General features: G+C 54.0%; 20 protein-coding genes. 8 read left to right on the top strand and 12 right to left on the bottom strand.

All coding sequences use genetic code 11. The features are described 5' to 3' along the window. The first annotated feature begins 512 nt into the window (after nucleotides 1-512). Nucleotides 513-2,225, top strand: a complete 1,713-nt coding sequence (locus tag ACR0DX_RS18095; protein WP_170356584.1) for an adenylate/guanylate cyclase domain-containing protein — start codon at nucleotides 513-515, stop codon at nucleotides 2,223-2,225. Between the two features lie 335 nt (nucleotides 2,226-2,560). Here the strand turns inward: ACR0DX_RS18095 and ACR0DX_RS18100 are convergent, their stop codons facing one another. Next, nucleotides 2,561-3,463 carry a LysR family transcriptional regulator gene (locus tag ACR0DX_RS18100; RefSeq protein ID WP_170356585.1) on the bottom strand — a complete coding sequence of 301 codons (903 nt, stop codon included), beginning with the start codon at nucleotides 3,461-3,463 and terminating at the stop codon, nucleotides 2,561-2,563. 194 nt (nucleotides 3,464-3,657) lie between these two features. Here ACR0DX_RS18100 and cuyA point away from each other — a divergent pair, with 194 nt between their 5' ends. From cuyA to ACR0DX_RS18125, 5 genes are all read left to right on the top strand, one after another. Next, nucleotides 3,658-4,671, top strand: a complete 1,014-nt coding sequence (cuyA, locus tag ACR0DX_RS18105) for a D-cysteate sulfo-lyase (RefSeq protein ID WP_480847016.1) — start codon at nucleotides 3,658-3,660, stop codon at nucleotides 4,669-4,671. 32 nt (nucleotides 4,672-4,703) lie between these two features. After that, on the top strand, nucleotides 4,704-5,663 hold the full coding sequence (locus ACR0DX_RS18110) for an ABC transporter substrate-binding protein (RefSeq protein ID WP_170356586.1): 960 nt from the start codon (nucleotides 4,704-4,706) through the stop codon (nucleotides 5,661-5,663). A 69-nt stretch (nucleotides 5,664-5,732) separates the two neighbouring features. Continuing rightward, the gene (locus tag ACR0DX_RS18115) at nucleotides 5,733-6,788 is read left to right on the top strand and encodes a betaine/proline/choline family ABC transporter ATP-binding protein (protein ID WP_170356587.1); all 1,056 of its coding nucleotides are present in this window, start codon (nucleotides 5,733-5,735) and stop codon (nucleotides 6,786-6,788) included. Next, nucleotides 6,785-8,329: an ABC transporter permease subunit gene (locus tag ACR0DX_RS18120; protein WP_170356588.1), complete on the top strand. Its 1,545-nt coding sequence runs from the start codon at nucleotides 6,785-6,787 to the stop codon at nucleotides 8,327-8,329. Before ACR0DX_RS18115 ends, ACR0DX_RS18120 begins: the two co-directional genes overlap by 4 nt. After that, nucleotides 8,326-9,048, top strand: a complete 723-nt coding sequence (locus ACR0DX_RS18125; RefSeq protein WP_170356589.1) for an alpha/beta fold hydrolase — start codon at nucleotides 8,326-8,328, stop codon at nucleotides 9,046-9,048. The genes ACR0DX_RS18120 and ACR0DX_RS18125 overlap by 4 nt, the downstream gene beginning before the upstream one ends. Before the next feature lie 194 nt (nucleotides 9,049-9,242). Here ACR0DX_RS18125 and ACR0DX_RS18130 read toward each other — a convergent pair whose 3' ends face one another. The 4 genes from ACR0DX_RS18130 to ACR0DX_RS18145 form a co-directional block, all read right to left on the bottom strand. Continuing rightward, nucleotides 9,243-10,145, bottom strand: a complete 903-nt coding sequence (locus ACR0DX_RS18130) for an SMP-30/gluconolactonase/LRE family protein (protein WP_480846953.1) — start codon at nucleotides 10,143-10,145, stop codon at nucleotides 9,243-9,245. 129 nt (nucleotides 10,146-10,274) lie between these two features. Continuing rightward, nucleotides 10,275-11,234 carry a glutaminase gene (locus ACR0DX_RS18135; RefSeq protein ID WP_170356591.1) on the bottom strand — a complete coding sequence of 320 codons (960 nt, stop codon included), beginning with the start codon at nucleotides 11,232-11,234 and terminating at the stop codon, nucleotides 10,275-10,277. Further along, entirely contained in the window at nucleotides 11,209-12,651 is a 1,443-nt protein-coding gene (locus ACR0DX_RS18140; RefSeq protein ID WP_170356592.1) for an alanine/glycine:cation symporter family protein, read from the bottom strand. The genes ACR0DX_RS18135 and ACR0DX_RS18140 overlap by 26 nt, the downstream gene beginning before the upstream one ends. Before the next feature lie 391 nt (nucleotides 12,652-13,042). After that, the gene (locus ACR0DX_RS18145) at nucleotides 13,043-13,585 is read right to left on the bottom strand and encodes a hypothetical protein (protein ID WP_480846956.1); all 543 of its coding nucleotides are present in this window, start codon (nucleotides 13,583-13,585) and stop codon (nucleotides 13,043-13,045) included. Nucleotides 13,586-14,225: 640 nt separating this feature from the next. Between ACR0DX_RS18145 and ACR0DX_RS18150 the strand changes: the two genes are divergently transcribed. Further along, on the top strand, nucleotides 14,226-15,005 hold the full coding sequence (locus tag ACR0DX_RS18150) for a serine hydrolase domain-containing protein (protein ID WP_480846958.1): 780 nt from the start codon (nucleotides 14,226-14,228) through the stop codon (nucleotides 15,003-15,005). Nucleotides 15,006-15,742: 737 nt separating this feature from the next. Here ACR0DX_RS18150 and ACR0DX_RS18155 read toward each other — a convergent pair. The 4 genes from ACR0DX_RS18155 to ACR0DX_RS18170 all read right to left on the bottom strand — a co-directional run bounded on the left by ACR0DX_RS18155 (nucleotide 15,743) and on the right by ACR0DX_RS18170 (nucleotide 19,468). Further along, nucleotides 15,743-16,411 carry a hypothetical protein gene (locus tag ACR0DX_RS18155; RefSeq protein WP_170356594.1) on the bottom strand — a complete coding sequence of 223 codons (669 nt, stop codon included), beginning with the start codon at nucleotides 16,409-16,411 and terminating at the stop codon, nucleotides 15,743-15,745. A gap of 355 nt (nucleotides 16,412-16,766) precedes the next feature. After that, the gene (locus tag ACR0DX_RS18160; protein ID WP_170356595.1) at nucleotides 16,767-17,747 is read right to left on the bottom strand and encodes a CobW family GTP-binding protein; all 981 of its coding nucleotides are present in this window, start codon (nucleotides 17,745-17,747) and stop codon (nucleotides 16,767-16,769) included. Between the two features lie 4 nt (nucleotides 17,748-17,751). After that, the gene (gene gntH / locus ACR0DX_RS18165) at nucleotides 17,752-19,224 is read right to left on the bottom strand and encodes a guanitoxin biosynthesis MBL fold metallo-hydrolase GntH (protein WP_170356596.1); all 1,473 of its coding nucleotides are present in this window, start codon (nucleotides 19,222-19,224) and stop codon (nucleotides 17,752-17,754) included. A gap of 10 nt (nucleotides 19,225-19,234) precedes the next feature. Then, nucleotides 19,235-19,468, bottom strand: a complete 234-nt coding sequence (locus tag ACR0DX_RS18170; RefSeq protein WP_170356597.1) for a hypothetical protein — start codon at nucleotides 19,466-19,468, stop codon at nucleotides 19,235-19,237. Between the two features lie 99 nt (nucleotides 19,469-19,567). Between ACR0DX_RS18170 and ACR0DX_RS18175 the strand changes: the two genes are divergently transcribed. Next, nucleotides 19,568-20,902, top strand: coding sequence for a tetratricopeptide repeat protein (locus ACR0DX_RS18175; RefSeq protein WP_170356598.1), 1,335 nt, complete (start codon nucleotides 19,568-19,570; stop codon nucleotides 20,900-20,902). Nucleotides 20,903-21,840: 938 nt separating this feature from the next. Here the strand turns inward: ACR0DX_RS18175 and ACR0DX_RS18180 are convergent. From ACR0DX_RS18180 to ACR0DX_RS18190, 3 genes are read right to left on the bottom strand one after another with little or no spacing between them, the layout of a single operon-like run. Then, nucleotides 21,841-22,986, bottom strand: a complete 1,146-nt coding sequence (locus ACR0DX_RS18180; RefSeq protein WP_170356599.1) for an ABC transporter permease — start codon at nucleotides 22,984-22,986, stop codon at nucleotides 21,841-21,843. Then, nucleotides 22,983-23,909, bottom strand: a complete 927-nt coding sequence (locus ACR0DX_RS18185; RefSeq protein WP_170356600.1) for an ABC transporter ATP-binding protein — start codon at nucleotides 23,907-23,909, stop codon at nucleotides 22,983-22,985. The genes ACR0DX_RS18180 and ACR0DX_RS18185 overlap by 4 nt, the downstream gene beginning before the upstream one ends. Then, entirely contained in the window at nucleotides 23,906-24,856 is a 951-nt protein-coding gene (locus ACR0DX_RS18190) for an HlyD family secretion protein (protein ID WP_480847018.1), read from the bottom strand. Before ACR0DX_RS18190 ends, ACR0DX_RS18185 begins: the two co-directional genes overlap by 4 nt. Nucleotides 24,857-24,915: the final 59 nt, after the last annotated feature.

Below are 24,915 nucleotides of genomic sequence, written 5' to 3' on the forward strand. Positions count from 1 at the left end.
TGGCAGATATTCATGGATCCAATTGCGACGGAATAAACCCAACGCCTTGCGTCACGGCCAGTGTTTGGGACGCGGAAGCTAAAACGTGGCGCTCGTCTGCTGGATATTGGGAGTAAACTGGAATTGGGCACCGTATTAAAGCCTGAGAGCCTGTTTGTTCGATGGGTTCTCTGTAGCATGCAAACTTAAGGGAAAATCGTGCATAGCTATGCGCAAACACCGCACAGAGTTATGGGCAGGATTTTAAGATTTTATTCAATGAAATCAATGATGGGAATGCAGCGCTTTCAGCGCACCTAAATCCGGTCCCGGAAATTACAAAGTCCTGTTACGAATGTCCGCTTTGGGCTGACTGCGGTCCTTTGGAGAAAAAAATGCGGATTTCAGCAATGTCCCGCAAAACGGTTGCTCATGCCGAGTGTAGCGAATGTCTGCTTCGAGCCCGAAGGTGACCTTGTTGGGCTGACAGAACATGAGTGTCACGTTAAGTTCCCAGAAACGGGAGGCAACTAATGGACAGACGGCTAACCACTGTGCTTGCAGCTGATATTGTCGGCTACTCAGCACTGATGGATCGTGACCGTGAAGGTACGATTAGTGCGCTCAGATCATTCCGTGAAGAAACGCTCCAATTGCTGCTAAAGGCCCATGGAGGGACAATGATCAAAAGCTTGGGCGATGGTTGGATCGCCGAGTTTAAGTCCACGTCAGACGCTGCAGATTGCGCCATTGCAATTCAGTCGGCGCAGAAACCAGACAATATCAAGCTTCGAATTGGCGTCCATACCGGCGAGGTTGTCACCGAAGGTGATGATATTTTTGGTGATGGAATAAATGTCGCTGCTCGTCTCGAAGCTATGGCCGAGCCGGATCAGGTTTTGATATCGGACACGTCTCACAACAGCCTTGACCGAGGCGACGCTTCCAAATTCGAAGGCGGCGAGCAGACAGAACTCAAAAATATCACACGTCGTATCGGTGTCTGGTGTTGGCCCAAGGGCACTTCAGCCAATCTGTCACAAATGACAGATGTCAGACCTGGGATTGCAGTGCTTCCATTCGACAATATGTCTAGGGATCCCGAACAGGAGTTCTTTGCAGACGGCATCACCGAAGACATCATCACAGAGTTGTCTCGTTTCCGATGGCTGATGGTTGTGGCCCGAAATTCGTCCTTCACCTTCAAAGGTAAAAGCACGGATATCCGCGAAGTCGGTCGCATACTGGGAGTGCGCTATGTTCTCGAGGGTTCAGTCAGACGAGCAGGTCAACGCGTCCGCATTACAGGACAGTTGATTGATGCGGAAGACGGCAGTCATCTCTGGGCAGATCGCTTCGACGGCGTGCTTGATGATATTTTCGACCTTCAAGACAAAGTCACATTAGAGGTTGTAACGGCGATAGAGCCATCTCTAAGGCACGCCGAAACCAACCGTGCGCGAGCGAAACCTACGGATAATTTGGAAGCTTATGAACTTTACCTTCGAGCGCAGTCGCATTTCCATCTTTTAACGGATAAAGACAACCGAGAGGCCATACGATTGACGACCTTCGCATTGGGTCGTGACCCAGACTATGCGTCCGCATCAGGGTTGTTGGCTTGGTTACATATTCAACGAATGGTTCAAGGGCTTGAGCCTATTGGCGAAGGCCCGAAAGAGGCCGTAAAGGCAGCCGAGCGGGTACTGTTGAGCGATCGTGCAGACGGGATCGCGCTGGCGTATGCTGCGCATTCGATCTCAATGCTGGCGCGGGACTTGCCACGCGCGCGGGTTGCTTTCAAACAAGCTCTCGAGCAAAACCCAAACGCAGCAACAGTTCACATGCTGGCATCCATCAACCTTTTTCTTCTTGATCGGCCGGAGGAGGCACTAAGTCACGCGATTCAGTCTGTCGACCTGAGCCCGCACGATCCGTTGCGCCATGCTGCTTACATTGCTCAGGCAAGCGCACTCTTTCATCTTGGGCGCTACGAGGAATCGGTTAAGGCTTGCCGAGATGCCTTATCTGTGCGTTCAAGCTTCGTAATGACTCATCTCATGCTGATTGCCGCTCTGGGACACCTCACTGATGATGATGCGGCTCGCGAGGCGGTTGCGAATCTTCAGGCGTTGCGCCCAGGGCTGACCGTAACCTCAGCGCAGACTCAGTTACCAATATTTACTGTTCCATCTTGTGCAAACAATTGGCGTGAAGGTTGGTTAAAAGCAGGGTTACCTCAATAGGTAACTGGTAAAGTTGATAAACATAGATTCACGCCACTCCACGCGAAGCTAGCGAAACCTCAGAAATGTAAAACCAAGAAAACTGAATACCCGAAGCAAAGGCTTTTTACCCCTTGCCACATTCAAAAACCTTACTGTCCCGCGTGCCAGACATTCACTGAATTCTACCGAACGTCTGCACCGAGCCCAAAGCGATCATTGAAAATTTACGAAATCCGGACGACTGTGGGATAGGATACCGCGAGAAGCGCGGCAATTTCACACAGCTTTCAGAGGTCAATGTTTGGTGCCGACAGATGGCTATGGTCTTTGGCGCTGATTGGCGTTTTATCGGCTCAAGACTTTGAAAACGGCCTGTTTGTCCAGAAATCAAGTAACGTTTCCGCTATCTTGGTCTGGTGATGAGCATAGACCACCACGTCGAGCTTTTCCTGGCCCAGTTGGTTGCGTAGGGAGATCAGCTCGCCGCTTTCAATTTCCTTATGCACCATACTGAACGGCAGCCAACCAACACCGAGACCGTTCAGGATCATTTCCTTTGCTCCACTTGAAAAGGCCGTCTGGCAAACGGGGTTTTTGCTGAAATCGGCGGTTCCGAACGGGAGTTTGCTCTTGTTCAATGCTTCGCCGAAATAGCTGTTTTCGGGATAGACGATCGCTGGCGTATCCAAAGGCACGTCGCCGTTTCCACGCACTGCATACCGCAATCCGCCACCGATGACCGGAATAAGGTAGTCGTGACCCCAAGTGCCGCGACGTATGCCTGCTCCGAACGGCATTGGGGCGACGGTTTGCGCCTCGTAACATAGCAGCATGTTGGTATCGCCGCGCAGGAACAGAGTGACGCAATCGTTCAGATTGGCAGTCCTGAGGCGAAAACGGAGCCCCTTGAACGTGGCACGTGCACGCAATGCCATATCAGGGAAGGTGGAGACGACCGATGCGTGTGTCGCGGCGATCGTCACAATCGAAACGGTGGGGCCATGTTGCGCAATTTTTGTGCGAAGGTCATTTAGCCTTGCGATCAAAGAGCGGATTTCGGCCTCGTTAGAGGCCAGTGCTGGACTGATCTCGACCCGGTTCGATTTGCGATCAAGAACTTCAATCCCCAGCCACTCCTCAAAACTGCGAATACGCCTTGAGAACGCTGGTTGTGTGATGTTTCTGCGGGCCGCAGCCCGTGTCATGTTCCGCTCTTCCAGAAGGGCCAGAACATCGTCAAACCACAGCATATTCATCCGCATCTCCCGAGTACCCAAAGAAAATGTATGAGCAGCCTGCGCAATATGCACTGTTTTTCTTCTTTTTCTTTTGAAAGTGTTTGGCTGTTGGCAAACGCAGGGAGAGTGTGGTGGCGGAGACAATTCAGATGACCGGCGGTGACGCGATGGTCGCGCCGGAGATGGTTTTGAGCTTGTGCAAGGAGCTATCGCTGACACTGGCGAAATTTCCCCGGGTATCGCTTGGTCATCTTCCTACGCCTTTGGAGCCGATGGATCGCTTGAGTGAGGTTTTGGGTGGTCCACGTTTATGGGTCAAAAGGGATGATTGCACCGGCCTCTCGTCGGGTGGGAACAAGACTCGTAAGCTGGAATTTCTGATGGCTGACGCTGTCCAGAAAGGTGCAGATACCATCATCACGCAGGGGGCGACGCAATCCAATCACGCGCGCCAGACAGCAGCGGCGGCCGCAAAACTTGGCCTTGCGTGCCATATCCTGCTTGAGGATCGCACGGGTTCTAATGATCCGAACTATATTCTGAATGGAAATGTCCTGTTGGATCGTTTGCATGGCGCCAGTGTCTCCAAGCGCCCCGGTGGTGCGGACATGAACGCAGAGATGGAAGCCTGCGCCGCGCAGATGAAGACAGAAGGCAAAACCCCTTACATCATTCCCGGCGGTGGATCGAACCCGATCGGGGCTTTGGGCTACGTGAATTGCGCGCGCGAGTTAAACGAACAGGCCGTCCATGCCGGGTTGAAAATTGACGCTTTGGTACATGCAACCGGTAGCTCGGGCACACAAGCCGGATTGGTCGCCGGTCTTGCCGCACTGGAAAGTGACATTCACCTTTTGGGCATCGGCGTGCGTGCCCCACAAGACAAACAGGAAGGCATGGTCCATGATCTGGCCGTACGTACTGTCGAGTATATGGAGACGGGTACGCCCATTGCGCGCGAAAATGTACGCGCAAATTGCGACTACGTCGGTGCAGGATATGGTCTTCCCACCAAAGGGATGATTGACGCGCTTAAGCTGTTGGCCCGCACCGAAGGGCTTCTGTTCGACCCGGTCTATTCCGGTAAAGGGTTGGATGGTCTCATCGACCAAACCCGCAAAGGCTATTTCGATGGTATGGACAATGTCGTTTTTCTGCATACCGGCGGAAGCGCAGCCCTATTTGGCTATCCCGAAACTTTCGAACTTCCTGGCTACGTGGCCTGAAAATAAACAACAAACCAACAAGGAGATATCAAATGAAACTAAAAAAATACTTGATCAGCGCGGCTTTGGTTTCAGCTCTCGGCGCACCACTTGCCGCTGAAGAGGTTAAGATCGGTGTTCCTACTTGGACCGGAGCGCAGGCTATTGCCCATGTCTTGGGTGAGATCGTGACCACCCGCATAGGCGGCACGGTGGAGTATGTGCCCGGTAACAATGCCACGATCTTTCAAGCGATGGATCAGGGTAAGGGCGATATCGACGTTCACCCCGATGTATGGCTGCCAAATCAGGAAGCGTTTACCAAGCAATATGTTGATGGTGCTGGCACAGTGACGTTGTCATCGAACCCATATCAGGGCAATCAGGGCTTCTGCGTCTCCAAAGACTTTGCAGCAGAGATGAACATCACCGACATCGCGGATCTTGGACGCCCCGATGTGGCGGCTGCGATGGACAGCGATGGCAATGGTAAGGGTGAGATGTGGATCGGTGCGCCCGGCTGGGCCTCGGCCAATGTCAACGAGGTGAAGGTGCGCGACTATGGCCTGTTGGATTTCATCGATCCGATCCGCGCCGAGGAAGCTGTGAAGACCGCGCGCATCAAGGACAGTATTGCCAAAAAAGAAGGATATGCCTTCTACTGCTATGAGCCGCATGCTGTTTGGTACATGTTTGACGTAGTGATGCTGACCGAACCGACTTATGACCCTGAAAAATACGTGATGGTGCAACCCTCCGACGACCCTGATTGGTACAACAAGTCGATGGTAGCCAGTAAGGACGCTCTGAAGGAAGTTCAGATCGCCTGGTCCAACTCGCTTGCGGATCGCTCGCCGGCGATTGCGGAATTCTTCGCCAACTTCGCGCTGACCGCCGATGACGTTAGCTCGCTGGCCTTCGAGATCAGTGCCAATGGGCGCGATGCTGAGGAAGTTGCGGCCGAATGGGTTAACGCCAATTCCGAGCGCGTAGATTCGATGCTGGGTCTCTGAGCCAAGCCAAAAAACAACGGGCAGCACCTAGCGGTGCCGCCCCACTTGAAGGCACGCACAGGTGGGCGGATGAGCGACGAGACTGTAATCGAAATTTCCAACATCTGGAAAATCTTCGGGGCAAAACCCGAGGCCGCTCTTGAAGCCATTCGTGCGCGGGGGCTGACCAAGGCTGAAGTCCTTGCTGAATTCAACGCGGTGGTGGGTGTTGCCGATGTCAGCCTCGACGTCAAACGCGGTGAGATCTTCTGTATCATGGGCCTATCAGGGAGCGGCAAATCCACGCTCGTGCGCCATTTCAATCGCCTGCTCGAACCAACGGCCGGCAAGATCGAGATCGAAGGCACGGACGTCATGGCCCTCGGCACAAAGGAACTTCAGGCTTTCCGCAACCGGAAAATCGGGATGGTCTTCCAGAATTTTGCGCTGATGCCCCACCGTTCAGTCCTTGACAACGTGGCTATGCCGCTGGAAATCCGCCAAGTCGCCAAGAACGAGCGCATGCGGCAGGCGGCCGCCATTCTCGACATTGTCGAATTGGGGGCTTGGGGGTCAAAATTCGCTCACGAACTCTCTGGCGGCATGCAGCAACGTGTGGGACTTGCCCGTGCGCTCGCAGCCAACCCTGATGTTCTACTGATGGATGAGCCCTTCTCCGCACTTGATCCCCTGATCCGGCGGCAGTTGCAGGATGAGTTCATCCGGCTGTCAAAAATCCTCAAGAAGACCACGATCTTCATCACCCATGACCTTGATGAGGCCGTCCGCATTGGAGACCGGATTGCGATCATGCGTGACGGCAAGATGGTGCAGATCGGCTCGGCTGAGGACATTGTGATGCATCCCGCTGATGACTACGTCGCCGATTTCGTGGCCGGGATATCGCGCCTGAAGGTGGTGCATGCTCATGCGGCGATGCAGCCCTTGGACAGCTATCTCGCTAGGCACGGCCCACTGCCGGCTGACATCGACAGGGTCGACCACAATGAGACACTTTCCGCTTTAATTACACGAGCCATCGACGACGAACGGCCGGTTCTGGTGTCCGAAGGCGGCGAGGACAGAGGTGTCATCACTCGCGCAGATCTGTTGCGCACCGTGATTGAAGGGACGGAAATGTCATGAGCGAAGATCTTGGTGTGAACCCCCTTGAAGACACAGAAAGCGAAGCCGCGCAGGCCTATGCCGAGGAACGCCGAGAGAATATCCGCACCTTTGTGCGCACCAGCCCCGACTACTACATCCGCAACTTCGACAAGATCGGGGCGTCCGCACGCTTTACGGCAACCTTCAACGCGATGGCCGGGCTTTTTGGTCCGATCTGGTTCGGCGCCCGCGGCCTTTGGTCATGGGCATTGGCCTTTCTTGTCGTCGAAGCGATCGGCTTTGTGCAGATCGCGCGGGGCTTGTTCGGAGATCTGGGAGCAGACGCGATGGCCCGTGTGACCTCGATCGAAGGTACGCTCGATTTGCGCTACCAGCAACTCGCGGCCGCGCAAGAGAGCGGCTCGGATCGAGCCGCAGCCATCCAGCGCCAGATCGAAGGTCTAGAGGCCAATATTGAAGGGTTCCGCGCTGAGGCAGATTTGCTCGCTGCGCAAGGCCCATCGATTGCATTCACCGGTGTCGTCATCTTGCTTGTAGCAAAGCTCATACAGGCTGTGGCCGCCAATTGGGCGCTGGAGGCCCGCTTTTCTGACTGGCTCTCAGATCGCACCATTCGCTCCGGCATGCCGGTCAGCCAGATTGTTTTCAGCGCGGGTTTCATGATCCTGTTGGTCGCGACTGCAATGGTCCACTACAGTTTCCCGGGCCGTTTTTCATTTCTTAGCGAATTCCCGACAGATAACTCAATCCGCCTGGCCAGTATTGACAGCGTAGAGGGTTTTATCGCCTGGTGCGTCGCCAACAGTGTGGCGTTCTTTGACGGGCTCACCGCAGCCATTCGCTGGTTGCTGGATGCCATGGAGGTTGCGTTAGTTCAGACCCCTTGGATCGTGGTGGCCGCGCTGATCATTCTTTTGACCTGGCTTACCGCTGGCTTGCGCATGGCTATATGGTCTGGCGCCTTTCTGGCCTACATGGGTCTCCTCGGCTTCTGGGAAAAAGCTATGACCACTTTGGCGCTTCTCGGCACTGCGGCGCTGCTTTCCATCGTGATTGGCATTCCTCTGGGCATGTTTTCTGCGCGTCGACCGCGCTTCTACGCTGTCATCCAACCGATCATGGATTTCATGCAGACCATGCCTGCCTTTGTCTTCATGGTGCCTGTGATTGCCTTTTTCGGGGTCGGCAAGCCAGCGGCAGTTATTGTCACTATGATCTTCGGCGGGACACCCGTGGTACGCCTTACCGTTTTGGGCCTGCGTGGTGTTCCTGAAAGCGTGCGTGAAGCCGCGATCAGTTTTGGCGCCAACAAGTGGTACCTTCTCACCAAAGTTGATCTGCCGCTTGCCAGCCCGTCCATTCGCGCAGGCATCAACCAGACAATCATGCTGTCACTTGCCATGGTCGTGGTGGCCTCGCTTATTGGCGCGAAAGGGCTGGGCGAAGACGTTCTGGAGGCGCTGCAATACGCCAATGTAGGCCAGGGTATCCTCGCGGGCTTTGCCATTCTCTTCTGCGCGATGATCCTTGACCGGATCGTTCAAGGTCAACGAAAGTGACCCCCCTTGTCCTTGTCCATGGTTTCATGGGAGGCAGCGCACAATGGGATGGATGTCGCGATACACTGCAGCAGCATGCTGATGTGATTGCCGTCGACCTGCCCGGGTTCGGAGCAAATGCCCATCTGCCACCAATTGACAGTATTGGCGGATATGCGGATTGGGTCGCCCGGCACCTCCGCGGCCTTGGAGTAGAGGAATACCATCTGCTGGGTCATTCCATGGGCGGTATGATCGCTCAGGAAATTGCCTTGCGCGACGGTGAAAGGATTAACCGACTTGTGCTTTACGCGACTGGCGCGGTCGGTGTTTTGCCGGGGCGGTTCGAGACTATTGAGCACAGTAAGAGGCGCGCTGGGAAAGACGGCCCGGCGGCCACCGCACGTAGGATCGCAGCGACTTGGTTTCTGGATTGTGAAGCTGCAACAGGATATGAACACTGCGCTGGGATCGCTGCTAAAGCCAAACTGGCCGCCATAAATGCTGGGCTTGAAGCCATGCAATCCTGGTCAGGAGAGCAGAACCTTAGCCGGATCCGGCAGGAAACTCTTGTGCTCTGGGGCGATCAAGATCGGACATATCCGTGGAGCCAAATTCAAATGCTTTGGGAAACAATTCCCAATACGTTGTTGGCAGTTGTGCCAGGTTGCGCTCACGCTCTACATGCCGAGAGACCTGATTTTTTCACACGTTTAATCTCCGACTTTTTGGACCGCTGAGCAATACCAACAACTTGGACTTTTGCAGGGCGGCAGCCAAGATCAGCTTTGTCCGCACACCGGTCGTTCACTGAATTTTTCTGAGCGACCGCACTGGGCCCAAAGTTGTCGCTTAAAAAGCGAGCCAGGAGATTTGAGAGCCCATTAGGTAAACCGCTATTCCTAATCGTGCAGAAGCACTTCTGAGAGTAGTGTCATCCTCCCGTCATGCCAGCTACGTTGACATAAAGGGCGTACACAGAATGGCTTGCTGCCATAAAAAGCCGGCTGTTGGCACGGCCTCCAAAGCAGAGATTGGCACATCGTTCAGGCAAAGCGATGCGACCTATTGGAGTTCCATCAGGGGCAAAGACCATCACTCCGTCCAGTTCGGCATCACCCATGCCCCAACCGCACCAGAGATTACCGTCCACATCCACGCGGAACCCGTCAGGCGTGCCAGAACCTGCATCGATTAGCACACGCTTGTTCTGGATCGAGGCACCATCCGTGTTCACGTCATAAGCCAGTATCTTTCGAGACGGTTCACCACGCGATTCAACAATGTAAAGCACGGTCTCATCGGGGCTGAAGGCCAAGCCGTTTGGCCCTAGAATGTCATCGGCTACGACTTTCAGTTTTCCGGTGTCGGGGTCCACTCGGTATACGTTCTGGCCTAACTCTGGTTCGGCGCGATGACCCTCATAGTTGCCCGAGATGCCAAACGGTGGATCGGTGAACCAGACACTGCCGTCGGATTTGACGATCACATCGTTGGGCGAGTTGAGTCGCTTTCCGTCAAAGCTCTCGGCTAGCACAGTGATTGAGCCATCATATTCTGTACGCGTAACCCGTCGTCCACCGTGCTCGCACGTTATCAGACGACCTTGCCTGTCCCGGGTCTGACCATTGGCGAAATTCGACGGCTGGCGAAACGCCGATGACTGTCCGGTAACCTCGTCCCAGCGCATGATCCGGTTATTCGGAATATCACTCCATAGCAGATAGCGCCCGTCACCGAACCACACTGGCCCTTCACACCAGCGACAACCAGTTGCCAATCGTTCGACGCCGGCCAACGGCAGCTTGTATTTATCAAACCGAGGATCGAGTGTCACAACGGAGGGATCTGGATACCGTTGGGATGGTTGCCAGCTATTTTCGAAGTCATTTTTGTCCGTCATATATCGTCCTCAGTCTGGCGCCTGCTCAAGCTATGTGACTGGTCTTGAATTGAACAGGGCAGGCTATGCACTCGGTCCAAAGATCGACCAGCCTGTCGCACGAACTAACTCCTGAAATGCGATAGTCGCCAAATGGGAGTTGCCTTTTTGATCTAGCCCGGGGCTCCAGGCGACTACAGATGCGATACCAGGTACAATGCACAGGATTCCGCCACCAACACCGCTTTTCGCTGGAAGGCCAACACGGAAGGCGAACTCACCCGAGGCATCATAAGAACCACACATCATCATCAGTGCGGTTACTCTTCTGGCTCGCTGTGCCGACAATACTGTGGCACCGGTGGCCGGATTTTGACCCGCTGCGGCGAGAAAGCGGCCCGCCAATGCTAGCTGTTCACATGACATTGCGATGCTACATTGGCGAAAGTACAGAGACAAAACATCCTCTACCGGCGCGTTTAGATTTCCTTCCGCCTGCATAAAATGCGCAAGAGCGCGGTTTCTGGACCCAGTTCGCATCTCAGACTCTGCAACTGACGCATCGACCTCGATCGAGTTGTCTTCCGAAAGCTCTTGGCACAATGCCAAAAGGTCGTTGACTGCTTCATCAGAAGAACGGTCTTCGAGCAGAACATCTGCCACTATGATCGCGCCCGGGTTGATAAACGGGTTCCTTGGGATTCCGCGTTCGTGTTCAAGCTGAACGATTGAATTGAATGGATCGCCGGAAGGTTCCCGACCGACTCTTTGCCACAAAGTGGCACCAACCTGTTGAAGCGCCAATGTGAGCGAGAACACTTTTGAAATGCTCTGACTCGAGAATAGCGTGCTCGCGTCTCCAGCGGAAATTAACGGGCCGTTGATTGGTGCAATGGCAATACCGAATTGGTTCAGATCAACTGTGGCGAGTTCTGGAATGTATTGCGCTACTTTCCCCCTTTCGGACATGCCGGCAATGCGATCTGCGATATCGTCCAAGACTTCCTGAAGCCGTTCGCTATCGGTGATTTTGAGTATCGGCATGGATCTCCTCCGTCCAGACAGTGTGATCTACGCCCTTACTAAACTCGGGAAATTTGCTTGCGACAAAGCGAGGTTCAAGGTTCTGTCGGCGTTGCGAAAAATAGTCCACCGTTAATTTGTATACGGTGCCAGACAGGAGCACTATTGCCACCAAATTGATGGTTGCCATTATTCCCATGGCGGCATCCGCGAAATTGAACACTGTGGCAACAGCTTGCACAGCGCCCCAAACAACCATTGCAAGGCAGCCCAAACGCAAGAAGTAAATCGGCAGCTTCCCTTCCAATTTTAAGAACGTCATCGCGTTTTCGGCATATGAGTAGTTGCCAAGTATGGATGTGAAGCCAAAAAAGACGATAGCAATCGCGATAAAGTGGCGACCGATTTCGCCGAGATGGACCGCCGCCGCGTCTTGAGTCAGTCGCATCCCCGTAGGACCATCAATTTCGATTGCGCCCGACAAAAGAATTAGCAATGCAGTTGCCGTCGCGACCAAAATTGTATCCACAAAACACCCGAATGCCTGAACGAAACCTTGGCTGGAAGGGTGGTGGGGCTCAGGTGTGGCAACCGCTGCAATGTTCGGTGCTGAACCCATGCCCGCTTCGTTGGAGAAAAGTCCCCGTTTTATGCCGTTAAGGGCAGCAGCCATGACGCCGCCTGTCACGCCTCCGGCAGCTTCTTGAAGGCCAAATGCCCCTGCAACAATCGACCACAACATAGCGGGTACTTCGGAAATGTTCAGGACTACCACAACACAGGCAAGCAAGAGGTAGAGACCTGCCATGAGCGGCACGACGATCTCAGCGAACTTTGCGATGGTCCTTATTCCACCGAATATGACCACGGCTGCGGCTGCGGCCAGCGCTATGCCAACGATCAATTTGTTCAACCCGAACGCGCCTTCGAAAGCTTCGGCGATCGAGTTGGATTGGACGGCGACAAAAACCAAACCAAAGCTAACAATCAGGCAGATCGAAAAAATGACTCCGGCCCAAGGAGCATTCAAGGCGTTGGCCATGTAGAACGCTGGGCCTCCTCTGAACCTGCCGTTGGACGATGTGACTTTATAGAGTTGGGCCAAAGTACTTTCAGAATAAGCCGTGGCCATTCCAACCAATGCTACGATCCACATCCAAAAGATGGCGCCCGGACCTCCTAAGGTCAGGGCCACAGCCACGCCAGCCAGGTTTCCAGTGCCGACGCGTGAAGCCAAGCTTACCGTCAGCGCTTGAAACGGAGTAATACCTCTTTTGTCCGTGCTCTTCGAAGACGTGAGTACGCGCACCATTTCCCCAAAATGAAGAAACTGAAGTGCGCCAAGACGAATTGTAAAAAAGATACCGGTTCCAAGAAGTCCGTAAATTAATGCGTAGTTCCAAAGAACCGTGTTTATGCCATTAACCAATACTTCCATAGCACGCCTCTTAATAATTCAAACACTTCCCGGAAGACAAAAACAGTCTGCCTAGTTTTTCATCATGCACAAAGATGCGAAAATTGTCAGGAATAAGCTGCGCGGTATCAATAAAAGGTTGACGTGGATAGCACTGAAATTGAGGCACAGGCATATAGCTACGTATCCATTTGGCAATTCGCTCAGCAGTAGTTCACGCCAAGTGCTGCGAACGACAGCGTCGAACCCAAAGAGGCAAATGCTGCGCTTTATGCGACTGTCCCATTTGATTGGATTCTTCGGAAAGCGGCAAAGCGTTCGTACAATCCCAGTGCAGCCGACGGCTGCTACTAGCACAAAGCAGAAATGCTTGAAGGGCAGCGTGCTCTTAAGTTGTCCCGCGCTTTTTCAACTATTTGCAGATGGGCAATTCTAGTGGCCGTTGTTTAGGCAAGGAAGCTCTCCAACTATTTATGATCGGTTGGAGGCTACTTTTGGGCCAGAACTTTGGTGCGCCTATTGCTTGCAAGCAAGCTGCGTTCCAATAAACTCCTGCCCGCGATAGTGATTTCCCCTTTTTCACAGCCTTAGCGACAGCATTGATATCCTTGGATTCCGGGTAGATATACAGGGTCGTCGGATTCCCTTCCACAAGCGCCAATATCTCTTTTGAGGCCGACTGTGACCAGGTTGTGCAGCCATTGCTACGGCCGCCAGTGTAGTTCACAAGTTTTCCGTAGGGGACATAGCCGTCGTTGTCTGCATGATTGCTTCGAGGACTTTTGAACCTACATTGCCACTTAAGGAAAACAGCGGGATGGCCTCCAATGGCGCGCTCGCGAGCATTGCTCGTTTCTCCTTCCCCATCAAACAAAAGAAAGGTGCGGTAGAACGGCTGCGTTTTACCGGAATGACTGTAATAACCTTTGAAGGACGTGCGGGTTTCAGCCGTCACATAGGCACCTCCGGCGGTAAGTTTAGATCCTTCTGCATTGCTGAAGTTCTTCGCGCATTGCCGACCATTCGAAAAATTGGCGCCCCTTAGTTTTCGGCCATTTCCATAGCCGGACGAAACCGCTCGGAAAGAATTTTGTGACTCGCAGATGACGTAAAACCGCTTCGCGGGATTGCCGTTTCTTGCAGTGCTGGGGCGGGTTGCATCCTTGGCAAAGTAGCAGGGGTTCCTTACTTCGCCTCGTCGTACTTTCTCTATGTAAAGCGCTCGCGCCCTGTTTAAAACGATCGGCGCGATTTGGCCGTCACCCGTACCCACGTGTTTTTGTAACCACACTGGGACATCTTGCGATATCGCCTCGACGCGCTCTGGGAGGACGCCTGCCGAGATGGCAATTGTAGTGGCAGTGAGTGCGAGACGGAGTGAATTCGGTAGCAACTGGAGATCTCCTGCTGGAATGTCCTCCTGGCCAGTCTAACACAGTTCTTATACTTCACGACGCCAGCCAAGTGTACCAACGAAGCTTCGTGTTGCCACAAATCCCACACTACGTTTTTTGGGGGGCTAACACTTTGCGCTATTAGGCTGCTATGTTGCGTAGAATTCTGGACATTCAGAGTTTTGCTTCCAAATAAATGCTATGACCACACGTCGAAAGTTCCTGTTCTTGACCGTAACCGCAATGGCTGCTCCATACATAGCGCGGGGACAAACGGTAGCGCTGAATAATGTGATAAGCGGTCTGCCGCAGTTGCATTCACTTCAAATTCAACGCGGAGATGAAGTCATTTTCGCTAAGACTCAACAGGGTGCAGGCCTAGACAGGCCCGCTAACATTAAGTCCTGTTCGAAAAGCATTGTGGCTCTGTTGCTTGGGACGGCGATCGATCGGCAGGAAATCCCATCTGTAGACGCCACCCTGCGGAAGGTCGCTCCGCAGCTCTTGCCTGCCAATGCTACACCCGGCACCGAAAGCATAACCATGGAGGACCTGGTGACGCTGCGAGCCGGTCTCGAAAGAACCTCTGGCAGTAACTACGGGGAATGGATCAGCTCTCCTAACTGGGTCGCGGATGTATTGACACGGCCGATGGTTGCTGAGCCAGGACAACAGATGCTCTATTCCACTGGATCAACTCATGTTCTTGGTGCAGCGTTGACCGAGGCTGCCGGCCAAAGTCTTTTGACGCTCACGCGTGAGAGGCTGGGAATACCTCTTGGTATTGAGATACCTGCTTGGACGAGAGATCCACAGGGTTACTACCTAGGAGGCAATGAGATGGCAATTACTCCAAAGTCGATGTTGAAGATCGCGGTTTTGCTTCGGGACCGCGGGGCCTTTGCTGAAAGGCAAATTATTCCTGAAAGCTGGGTCTTGGAATCGACCAAGCCATATGGCCGCTCGGCTTTCTCGGGTTAGACTATGGGTATGGTTGGTTTCTGACCCCTTCGGGTTATGCTTTGGCGCGTGGGTACGGAGGGCAAATATTAGCTGCTCATACTGACCGAAACCTAGCCGTAGCAATCACATCTGATCCTACTCGTCCTGCTCGTTCCGGAGGATACTTTGGAGAATTGGTAAGATTATTGGACGGTCCAATCTTGAACGCCACCTAATTAGAACTTTCTATGGAAGTCGCCGAGTACGTTACAAGGGTCAATATACGCAACGGGGGCGTAGCGCATTAATGTTGTCGATTTTACTTGATTGAGCCCCATCTAGTTGAGGAAATCGACGTGGAATTTAATGGCCACGTCGACATCACGGTCATACCCAGATTGGATGGAGCTCGCCGGATTTCCTCCTCCAAGTTCGGCGAGCAATTGAAAAAACCTTTCCAGAAACAACTATAACTGAATGGCTCTCGCAGCCAACATTAACCAAGGCTTTACGATCACAGTTAAAAGTCAGCTTTGTCCGCAGAACGGTCATTCGTCGCAACTCTGGTCAATGTCTGCTTTGCGGGACTTTGCAGACATCCGCAGTATTGCTTCAAAGGACCGCAGTCAGCCCAAAGCGGACCTTCAAACCCGAGTTTGCAATGTCCGAGAGGCGAACAAGTTCGTTCATCCGCATTTAGCGCTGCAATACCTGCAACCGGCCCGGCCGGGCATTTTCGGCTAAAAGTCCATTCGAACAAACCTAAAAGCAGTTTGTTAATTGGGTTTTGAGACAAATACGCTGGCTTCAGGGTTCAGATCATCATTCGGATCCGTGAAAACGCCAGCTGGAAAGGAAACCGAGATGGATCGATCCTTTGTATCAAGGCAGAGCATGTGGTTATTGTCCCCGTCACCCAGATCGGCAAGCGCCGCAGGAGTTACTATGCGATGAGATCCATCCTCGGCCTCTACGATGATCCTGTACAGATCACGTTCCGCATCGCCAGGTTCCTTGCCGTTCGCCAGCGTGACGCCACCCGCCCAAGTTACCCGAATGGCCTGTACGATGTTGTCACTTGGACAAAGGCTTCCTCTGGTTCGGCGTGGTCCCAAATTTCCGACCAAGGTCCAATCTTCAACAACCTCGGCAAAGATCATTGACGGCCCGTCTTCCAGCGGAGTCACGGCTACAGTGGCACCTCGAAAATCAAGTGTTCCATCGATGGAATGAAGGTGTCCAATAACCTCGACTTGAACAGGTGGATCCTCGGAAGCGCTCCCAAAATCCCCGATGAGAAGCACCGTGCGCAATTCACCGGGATCGGTGGCAGGCAATACTGATGCGCAATGCATTGTTCCGATCTGGCCTGATTTTGTTACGACTCTGAAGTCACCAGCTTGCAAAGTTTCCAGATCTACCTCGGCAGAAAAAATAACAGGCATCCCGTCTTTGCCCCTGGAACCTCTGCAAATGAGATTTGCTACTCGAGGCAACGCCTCGAGCCCGTGGAACGCAGAAAGCAACTCGGCATCTCGTCCTCCAGCTGAACTCGGCAATCCGAGGTTTGGGGTTGTGTCTTCAAGTTCTCGACTTGAAACGTCCTGCGCGCGCACAGCCGTTCCCGACAGGGCAATCGCAGTGGCAAGTGCAAGCAATCTGATCGCTTGGCTCCATTTCCTAAACTGCTTAAGCAATAGGGTATTTCTCCACTTTTTGGTCCTCAGCGCTGCGGGCTTTCGAGCTGTTACGTGTTGGAATTCAAGAAAAACACGCAAACAAGTTTTGTCGAACTTGCCGCTATGCGCTTGCTAACAACGCATCGGAAAGCTCGTAATCCGAAAGAGCTCCGGGTGCGCCTATTGCAACAAGCCTGGTTTCGGGTTTTCGGTGGCCCCATGCGCCATCCCTTGCGATGTCCATGCGTTTTCCGACTACCTGTACAAGAATGCGATGATCCGGATCCTCCTCGCTAAAAACAAAGCCCTTGAGGCGATAAACGTCGCCGGGAAGCTTCCGAATTGCACTCCGAAGAGAAGACAAGCTTATCGGGCTTTCAGCTTTCATCATAGTTGTTGAGAAGCTGTCCGAGTGATCAGAGTGGTGGCAACCACAATCCGGTCCATGTTCGTGATGATCGGGTACTTCTGTTTCGAGCTGTTCGGCGGCAAAGCGGCCAACAGAAAGAAGAATATCCAGTGGGACATCCGCGTTGACCGCTTCGACAAGACGATACCGACGGAAGCGAGACCCAAGCCAATCGTGCACCCTTTGAACAGCCGCCCTGTCGACGAGGTCGACCTTGTTCAAAATAACCATGTCCGAGAACGCGATTTGACGGAGCTTCAGTTCCATTTGTTCTGGCGCAGAAAAGAGCTGTTCCGCATCGACCAGGCACATGAGGCTGTCTAAGCGGATCATGTCCCGAAACTTCTGATCGGTGAATGTCATTGCAATTGATGACGGGTCCGACACTCCGCTTGCTTCGAGGACGATGTATTCCGGTTTCTCAGGCCGGGCGAGAACAGCCTCTACCGTTTCGATCAGGTCATCTCGGATCGAGCAGCACACGCAGCCGTTTGCCAAACTCATCACATCATCTTCGAGACCGACGACCAAGTCGGCGTCTACGTTTATTGATCCAAAGTCATTCACCAGAACCGCAACCCGCAACCCGTGATTGCCTGTCAGGATGCGGTTCAAAAGTGTTGTCTTACCGGCTCCGAGAAAGCCGGTAAGGATCGTTACAGGAATTGCGGATGACGACCCAATTTCGATCATGTCGTTACTCCGCCTTCTTCTTGCGGTTCGGGATCACGTCATCGACCTTGATTACGAAATCGCTGGGCCACTCGGGATCGGGAGCGCGGAATACGTCAGCTGGATAGTATTCTTTAGGATCGATCTCCATATCGCGGTATTTCTGGTCTTGCTGTTCGGCACGCGACGACCGCGGCGCAGGCGGCTTGATTTCATCCGGCAACGTGATCTTGCCTTCTGCTTCCATTTTACCCAGTTCGCGGAAGGGCGCGACTGAACCAGATTTTCCGGGAAGCGTCGCCTTCCGATACCAGATTGCATCCTTGGTTACGTTGACGACGGCGACGTCCAACCCCCAGGCGAACAGCCCATCATAATGGGCTCGGATTCCCGCTAGCATTTCGGCATCGATGTCCTCGTCTTGCGTATAGTGGGTTACCATTGCAAGCCGTGGGCGCGCCTCAGCCATCATCTTACCGACCGCATAGTGCGATGTATGATGCGTATCGATTGTATAGTTGAACAGCTCTTGCGGCAGACCGTACTTGTAGGTCATCAACTGACCGATATCCTGTCCGGACATTTCGGTCACAAACACATCGACGCCTTTTCCGTATTCAAGGCTCAGTTCATCAGGGCGGCCATCGCCGGTCCAAACAAAGCTCAGGCCATTCCAATCCAGCCGATACCCCACAGCTCCGTCCTTGGCGTGGCTACGAGGCCAGGACCGAACAGTCACACCATCTTCGTCATAGACGATGCCGCCTTCTTGGCGGAAATCGAATTCATTGACGTCGATCTCGTAGCCGTCTCCAATCGGGAACACATCGAAGGCCTCCAGATGCCATTTGAGCATCTGCTGCATGCCTTTCACCATTCCGGCTGTACCAAGCTCTGGTGTCCGACCAGAAGGACCGTGAATGCGCAGCGGCGTGTATCCACCAGACCAAGCCCGAAACGGGTAGATGTAAGGGATGTCGGCATAGTGATCGACATGCAGGTGCGTAATGAAGATGTCGTTGATCAACTGACCAGGAACCTGCATCCCTATAATGTTGCGGACACAGCCCGAGCCGAAGTCGAAGAAGAAACGCTTTCCGTTACCCAGTTCGACCATGATACAGGTGCCAGCCTGATCTTCGCGGGGCGGAAATGGGGTGGAACCACAGAACGATATCCGCATTTCGTCGGGCCCGAGGTCCTCGGAAAGCGGGAAATAGTTCGCATTCGAGCCCGTCATGTATTTGGTAGGACGGAAGTAATCCGGCAGAGTGATGCCCCCGGCAGGCCGACCGCCGTAAGGGTTCTTTAGGCTTTCGCCCAGTGGTCCATCACCGGGGTGCGCCTGTGCAGTTCCTGTACCGTAGCTTACGGCGCCGGTTGCGACCGCACCTGCTGCCAGTCCCTGCATAACGTGTCGCCGGGCAGGGTTTTCGATGTCGTCAGATTTCTGGATTTGTTCGTGCTTAAGTTCTTTGCCGTTGTCTTCTTTTGTCATGGCTGTGCCCTTAGTTGGAAATGCTACGAAGGTTGCGCTTCACCATCCGGCGAAGCTCGTTCACGAGTTCGGATCTGATGTGGGCCCATTCTGCGCGCTCTGAGGCTGTGATCGATGTGTCATCCAAGAGCGCAGTAACTTTCTTTAGGTCTTCGATTGCCTCGTTGAGCAACGCATCCGTTTCGATACGCCGTGAAAGCGCATCGGAAAGATCTGGAAGCTCGTCACTCAGTTCCCAAGTCACTGGATAATCCCCGGTTCCCACTATCTATTTTCACATCAAGATGAGTGCGGTTGACGACATGCGCCAAGTGAGTCACCGTGAGTTGGGGGTGAGTTCGCTTTGAACCAAGCTAATGAATTGCCGATAGATCAAGATGTTGCACCGCCATCGCCGGAGCTTGTCCGACAGGCACTTCAGAGCGTTGTTTCCAGCGTCGCGTTCCAAGCTTCGCCTCGACTTCAGCAGTTCCTTACTTACGTGGTCGAAGAAACTCTTGCCGGTCGCGGTGCTCAGATTCGTGGCAAAGCAATCGCGGTTGAAGTCTACGGTCGGAGTATTGATGGCACTGGTGGTCGAAACCTTGTCCGCGTCGAAGCCAGGCGGCTGCGACGGCTGCTGAATGAGTTTTATGAAGATCAATGGGACGGTCAGGGAGTTCGAATTTTTGTTGATTCCGGCGGATACAAGCCAAGGTTTTCGCAAGGAAGTACGACAAGAAGCGACAACTCAAATGCTCAGGACAGCGAATTGCTTGGCGGGCATCGACGTCTACAGCAAGTGCTCCCACTTGGGCTGGGTTGCCTGGCGTTGATTGCGGTGACAGGCTTTTGGTTCACTCGGGATAACAAGGTGGTCTTGCCCACAACTCAATCCATCGAACAGGCTGAGCGAACCGCTCTTGGCGAGCAGTCTTTGACAAGGCTTCAAGCGGCTAATCTTGCGGATCAGGCCCGAGGAATGTTTTTTCCTGTTTTCGACGTCAAGCGCCAGCAAATAGCACTGGGAATGTTTCAGCATGCCGCGGAGCTCGACCCCGCACTCTCGGACGGTTATGCCGGATCGGCACAGGTCCTGGCGACTTTGGCCATGCTGTCCCCTGATGAGGCACAAAGAGATGCCCTCTTTAGCCAAGCTTCCGTGATGTCGGAAAGAGCGCTTGATCTATCTCCCACTGACGCATGGGCAAACGGTGCAAATGGTTGGGTGTTGGCCACCCAAAACAATCCAGTCGAGGCTATGAAATACGCAAGACTGTCGGTCGAGCTTGCGCCGAATGATGGTCATATTCTGGATCTTGTCGGCATCACCGCCATCATGGCGGGTGCCCCAGAACTTGCGGCTGAGGTTAGCGATCCAGAAAGATCAAGGTCAGGATCGGGCCGCTTTGGCGCACGAAACATCTGGGGTGTATCGCAACTGATGCTCGGGAAATACGAAAAGGTAGTAGACGCCTTTAAAGGAGCGCCCGCAGCCGGTGCGCCTGTGAGTGCTCCTTCTCTCCTGTTCCAAGCCGTTGCGCAGGATCAGTTGGGACATACCGAAGAAGCTCAGCGACTTATCACCGAAATGCGCAAAACGTGGCCGGAGTTTCCATCTGAGTTTCTTGCCGGCAGGATTTTCCAGAATGATGACGCAACGCGGCAAGCGATAGTGGATACTCTGATCAGATACTGATGAAACGCGTCGCATGGTTGTCGACGCAAAGTCTGCTTTCTGCGCATTGCTGTCATTGGGGCAACGCGCAGCACCGGCCAAAGTGGGCTCTCAACAGACTTTGGCCGTAGCTTCAATGAATGGCGGCTACCGGTATTGGGTCAGAAATGCTTGACGTATGGGTCGGAATTAAAAGACGTGGTTGACCGATTTATTGGGTTTTTGTGCGTCGATTGAGTCAGAAATTAGTGACGTTCCATAGTCTTTGTGAAGCGACACATATTTCTGCCACCAGCGACAGAACCTTACCATTTTCGCCTCACTTCCTTCATCCAGCACCTTACCCCTGATGGCCAGAGGCGTTTGGCTCGTCCAAATCCCGCTGGCCCAAAAACAAGTTCGGCGGAGCAGGCTGCGCCGTTACTTTTCCGCCACAACACGTTGTTTTTCTAAAGTATCGTAGGCAATGTCCAAAACGGGGGCGGTCGGATGACAAAAAGTGACGCCAACCTCATGGACCCTACGAAAAGACTCAATGATGCACCCAAGTGCACAGCAACGGCAAAGTCCACCGGCAAGCGGTGCAAAGCTCCGGCGGTTCGAGGCTGGCGTGTTTGCCGAATTCTTGGTGCAGGCGGCGGGCATGCATCAGGACCCGACCATCTGTCCTGGAGACATGGACAAAGGTCCAGAGAAGCTGAGGAACTGCGCAAGACCATCAATGAATTGATCCGAACAGACAAGACGCTGCAGAAGCTGATCCATTGATTGGGCAAGGGCTGGTAACCGACACAAAGTAGTCATTCGACAGAACTAGTCGGATGTCTGCACCGAGCCCACTTTGACCGATGCTGCGCGATGCCCCAATCGCAGCAGTGCGCAGAAAGCTGACTTTGCAATGTCTTGGGTACAGGTCGTAACAGAAGTCTATTTTCTCAGTATTCCGGGCCCAGCCGTCTTCAACCCAACCGTTTCTTGAATCTTAGAGTGGCCGCCAACAATCCGAATACCGCAAATCCGATCATCCAGAGAATACCCCAGCGCAACTCGTAGAGCGAGGCGTCACGTAGGACCACGCCGCGGATCATGTCCATGAAATGGGTTGCCGGCAGGATCTGAGCAATCACCTGGACGGGTTTTGGCATGCCGTCGAAAGGGAACATGAAACCCGACATCAGGATCGAGGGAAGTAGGACGAAGATGGTCATCTGCATCGACTGCAATTGATTCTGCGCAAGTGTAGAGATCACCAGTCCTAGTGACAGGCTGGCAATGATGAACAGCAATGTTACCACCAGCAAAACGCCCAGCCCGCCATTGATCGGAACATCGAACAGAAAGTGACCAAGGCCAAGGATAATTGCGACCTGTATCAAACCCAGAAAGATGTAGGGGATGATTTTGCCAACCATCAGCTCGATCGATTTGATCGGGGTGTTGATAAGCATCTCCATATTGCCGCGCTCGCGCTCGCGGACAATGGCGGCCGAGGTGAACAGGATCATCGTCATAGTCAGTATGACTCCGACAAGGCCCGGCACGATATTCACCGCCGATCGCTGTTCAGGGTTGAAGTAGAGCGTGACTTCGAACGTGGGTACTTGCCGGTTTGGAGGCTGTTTCAGTAATTCGGTCAAGGGCATCGTTCGCAGAGATTTAATTGCGCTGGCGACCATCGTGTCTGAGCCATCTACGATCCAATGGGCTACAGGCCGGCTGCTGGTCTGATCCGTTGCGTTGGGCAGGCTCAGCCCTACGGACGGGCTGCGGGCAAGGCGTTGGCTGACGTCTTGAGGTATGATCAGCGCGGCACGTACGCGGGATTCGGTGATCGCGCGCTCGGCTTCTTGAGGGGTGGTCAGTTCTTCGGTGATGGTGACGACCTGCGTGGCCTGAACGATTTGCGTCAGCGTGCGAGACAGCTCGGTTCTGGATTCATCTACCAGCGCGACAGGCACGTGACGCAGGTTAGTGTTGATCGCGTAGCCAAACAACAGCAGTTGGATTAGCGGGATCATGATGACCATGGCGAAAGTCATCCGGTCCCGCCGCAGTTGCAATAGCTCTTTCTTTAGCACGGCGACTATGCGGCGCGCAGAGATCACGGTTCATGCTCCCGTGTTGCACTGACGAAGACGTCTTCCAGATTTGGGCGTTGCGGCGTAAGCGACAGGTCCGGAAACCCAACAAGCTGCTTTTGCAGCATTTCCGCAGGCTGAGTCTCGGACTTGTCGACAAGCACACGCAGCCGCGAACCCACTTGTGCTGTCGAAAGCACCTTGGGTTTGCCGTCCAACGCGTGTTTGACCTTTCGCAGGTCGGGACCCTCAACTTCGACAACATCGGCCTGCAAATCATCCATCAACTGACGCGGAGACCCGTCTGCCTTTTTGACGCCATGCTGCAGGATCGCTAGCCGGTGGCAACGCTCTGCCTCGTCCATGAAATGGGTGGATACAATCATGGTCGCGCCCTGATCGACCAGATCGAACAGTTGCTCCCAGAAGGTGCGGCGGGTTTCGGGATCAACGGCCGAGGTCGGTTCGTCCAGAAACAGCAGTTTCGGTCGGTGCATCACAGTGGCCGCAAGCGCCAGCTTTTGTCGTTGTCCGCCGCTCATGCTGCCACTGAGCTGATGGACGTTCATCGTCAGGTCGTAGGTATGTAGCAGCTCGTCGATCCGGCTTGCGGCCGATTTCGCTGGAATGCCATAGATTTCCGCTGCGAAGCGGAGATTTTCCAGCACTGTCAGATCGCGGTAATACGAGAAAATTTGAGTCATATAGCCGATCTCGTTCTTAAGCGGCTCTGCTGCCTCGGGCATCGACCTACCCAATACCGAGATCGCCCCACGACTGGGGGTCAGCAAGCCGGTCAGCATCCGCATGGTCGTGGTCTTGCCGCAGCCATTGGGGCCGAGAAACCCGTAAATCTGGCCCGTTCTGATCTCAAGGTCCAGATTGTTGACTGCGGTGTTTTCCCCAAACCGACGGGTCAGACCCTGCGTTGAGACGACGACATCGTTCATGGCATGGGAACCTGCACTGGTACACCGGCGGGCAGGTCCGGTGTTGCAGTGGGCAGGTCAATCTCGGCCAAATAGACAAGCCGGGTTCGGTCATCCTGGTTCAATCCGTAATATGGCGTGAAAGACGCGTCGTCGCTTATCCAGCGGATCACGCCGTCCAACGGATCGGCTAGCCCGTCAACGCGCACTTCCAGCGTGTCGCCGGGTTTCAGATTGACGCGATGCGGCGCCGGAACATAGACGCGCGCGTAAGGCGTCTGGCCTGTGACCATCACGGCCACCGGACTACCGGATGTTACGCGTTCGCCCAAATTCCACGGCAGGGAATCCAGCACGCCGTCGCGGGTAGCTGTAACCGTCAAGTCGTCCAAAACGGTTTGCTCGGCGGAAACCATCGCTTCGGCGGCCCGTACGTTGGCTTCGGCAACCGCAAGGTCTTCGGGGCGGGTGCCGTTCTGCAGCTCTTTCAGCGATTGCTGAGCGCTGGCCAGTTCTGCCCGGGCAGAATCGCGCAGGGCCAGATCATTTGCCACCTGCGCTTCGGTCACGACCGAGTTCTCGACCAGTCTGGCGTTTCGGTCATAAATGGCTTCGGCATCGGCAAGGCGTGCAACAGCGCCCGCGACTTTGGCTTCGGCTATCGCAATCTCCTCCTCACGCGGCCCCACCTGCAGTTTCAGAAGCGTGGCCTGCGCCTTTTCCAGCTCAGCCTGCGCCAGTGCCAGTTTTGCGCTTTGCAGGGTGGGGTCAAGCTGAACCAGCGTGTCACCTGCCTTGACCACAGTTCCCTCTGCAACCGGTAATTCGACGACGATTTCGCTGGCCGTCGCGGTCAAGGCCACCCGGTCGCGCGCCAATACGCCCAAAGCAACGCTGGTATCGGATCCGGAGCACCGGTCCAGAAATGCGGGCAGTACAGCCGCCAGTATCAAGGGTATCGGGATCATCAGATTCAACAGTGTTTCCCTCCGGTGCTTGGCCTTTGAACGCGCTGGATAATTGTCAA

It is taken from the genome of Ruegeria sp. D3 (assembly GCF_056534465.1).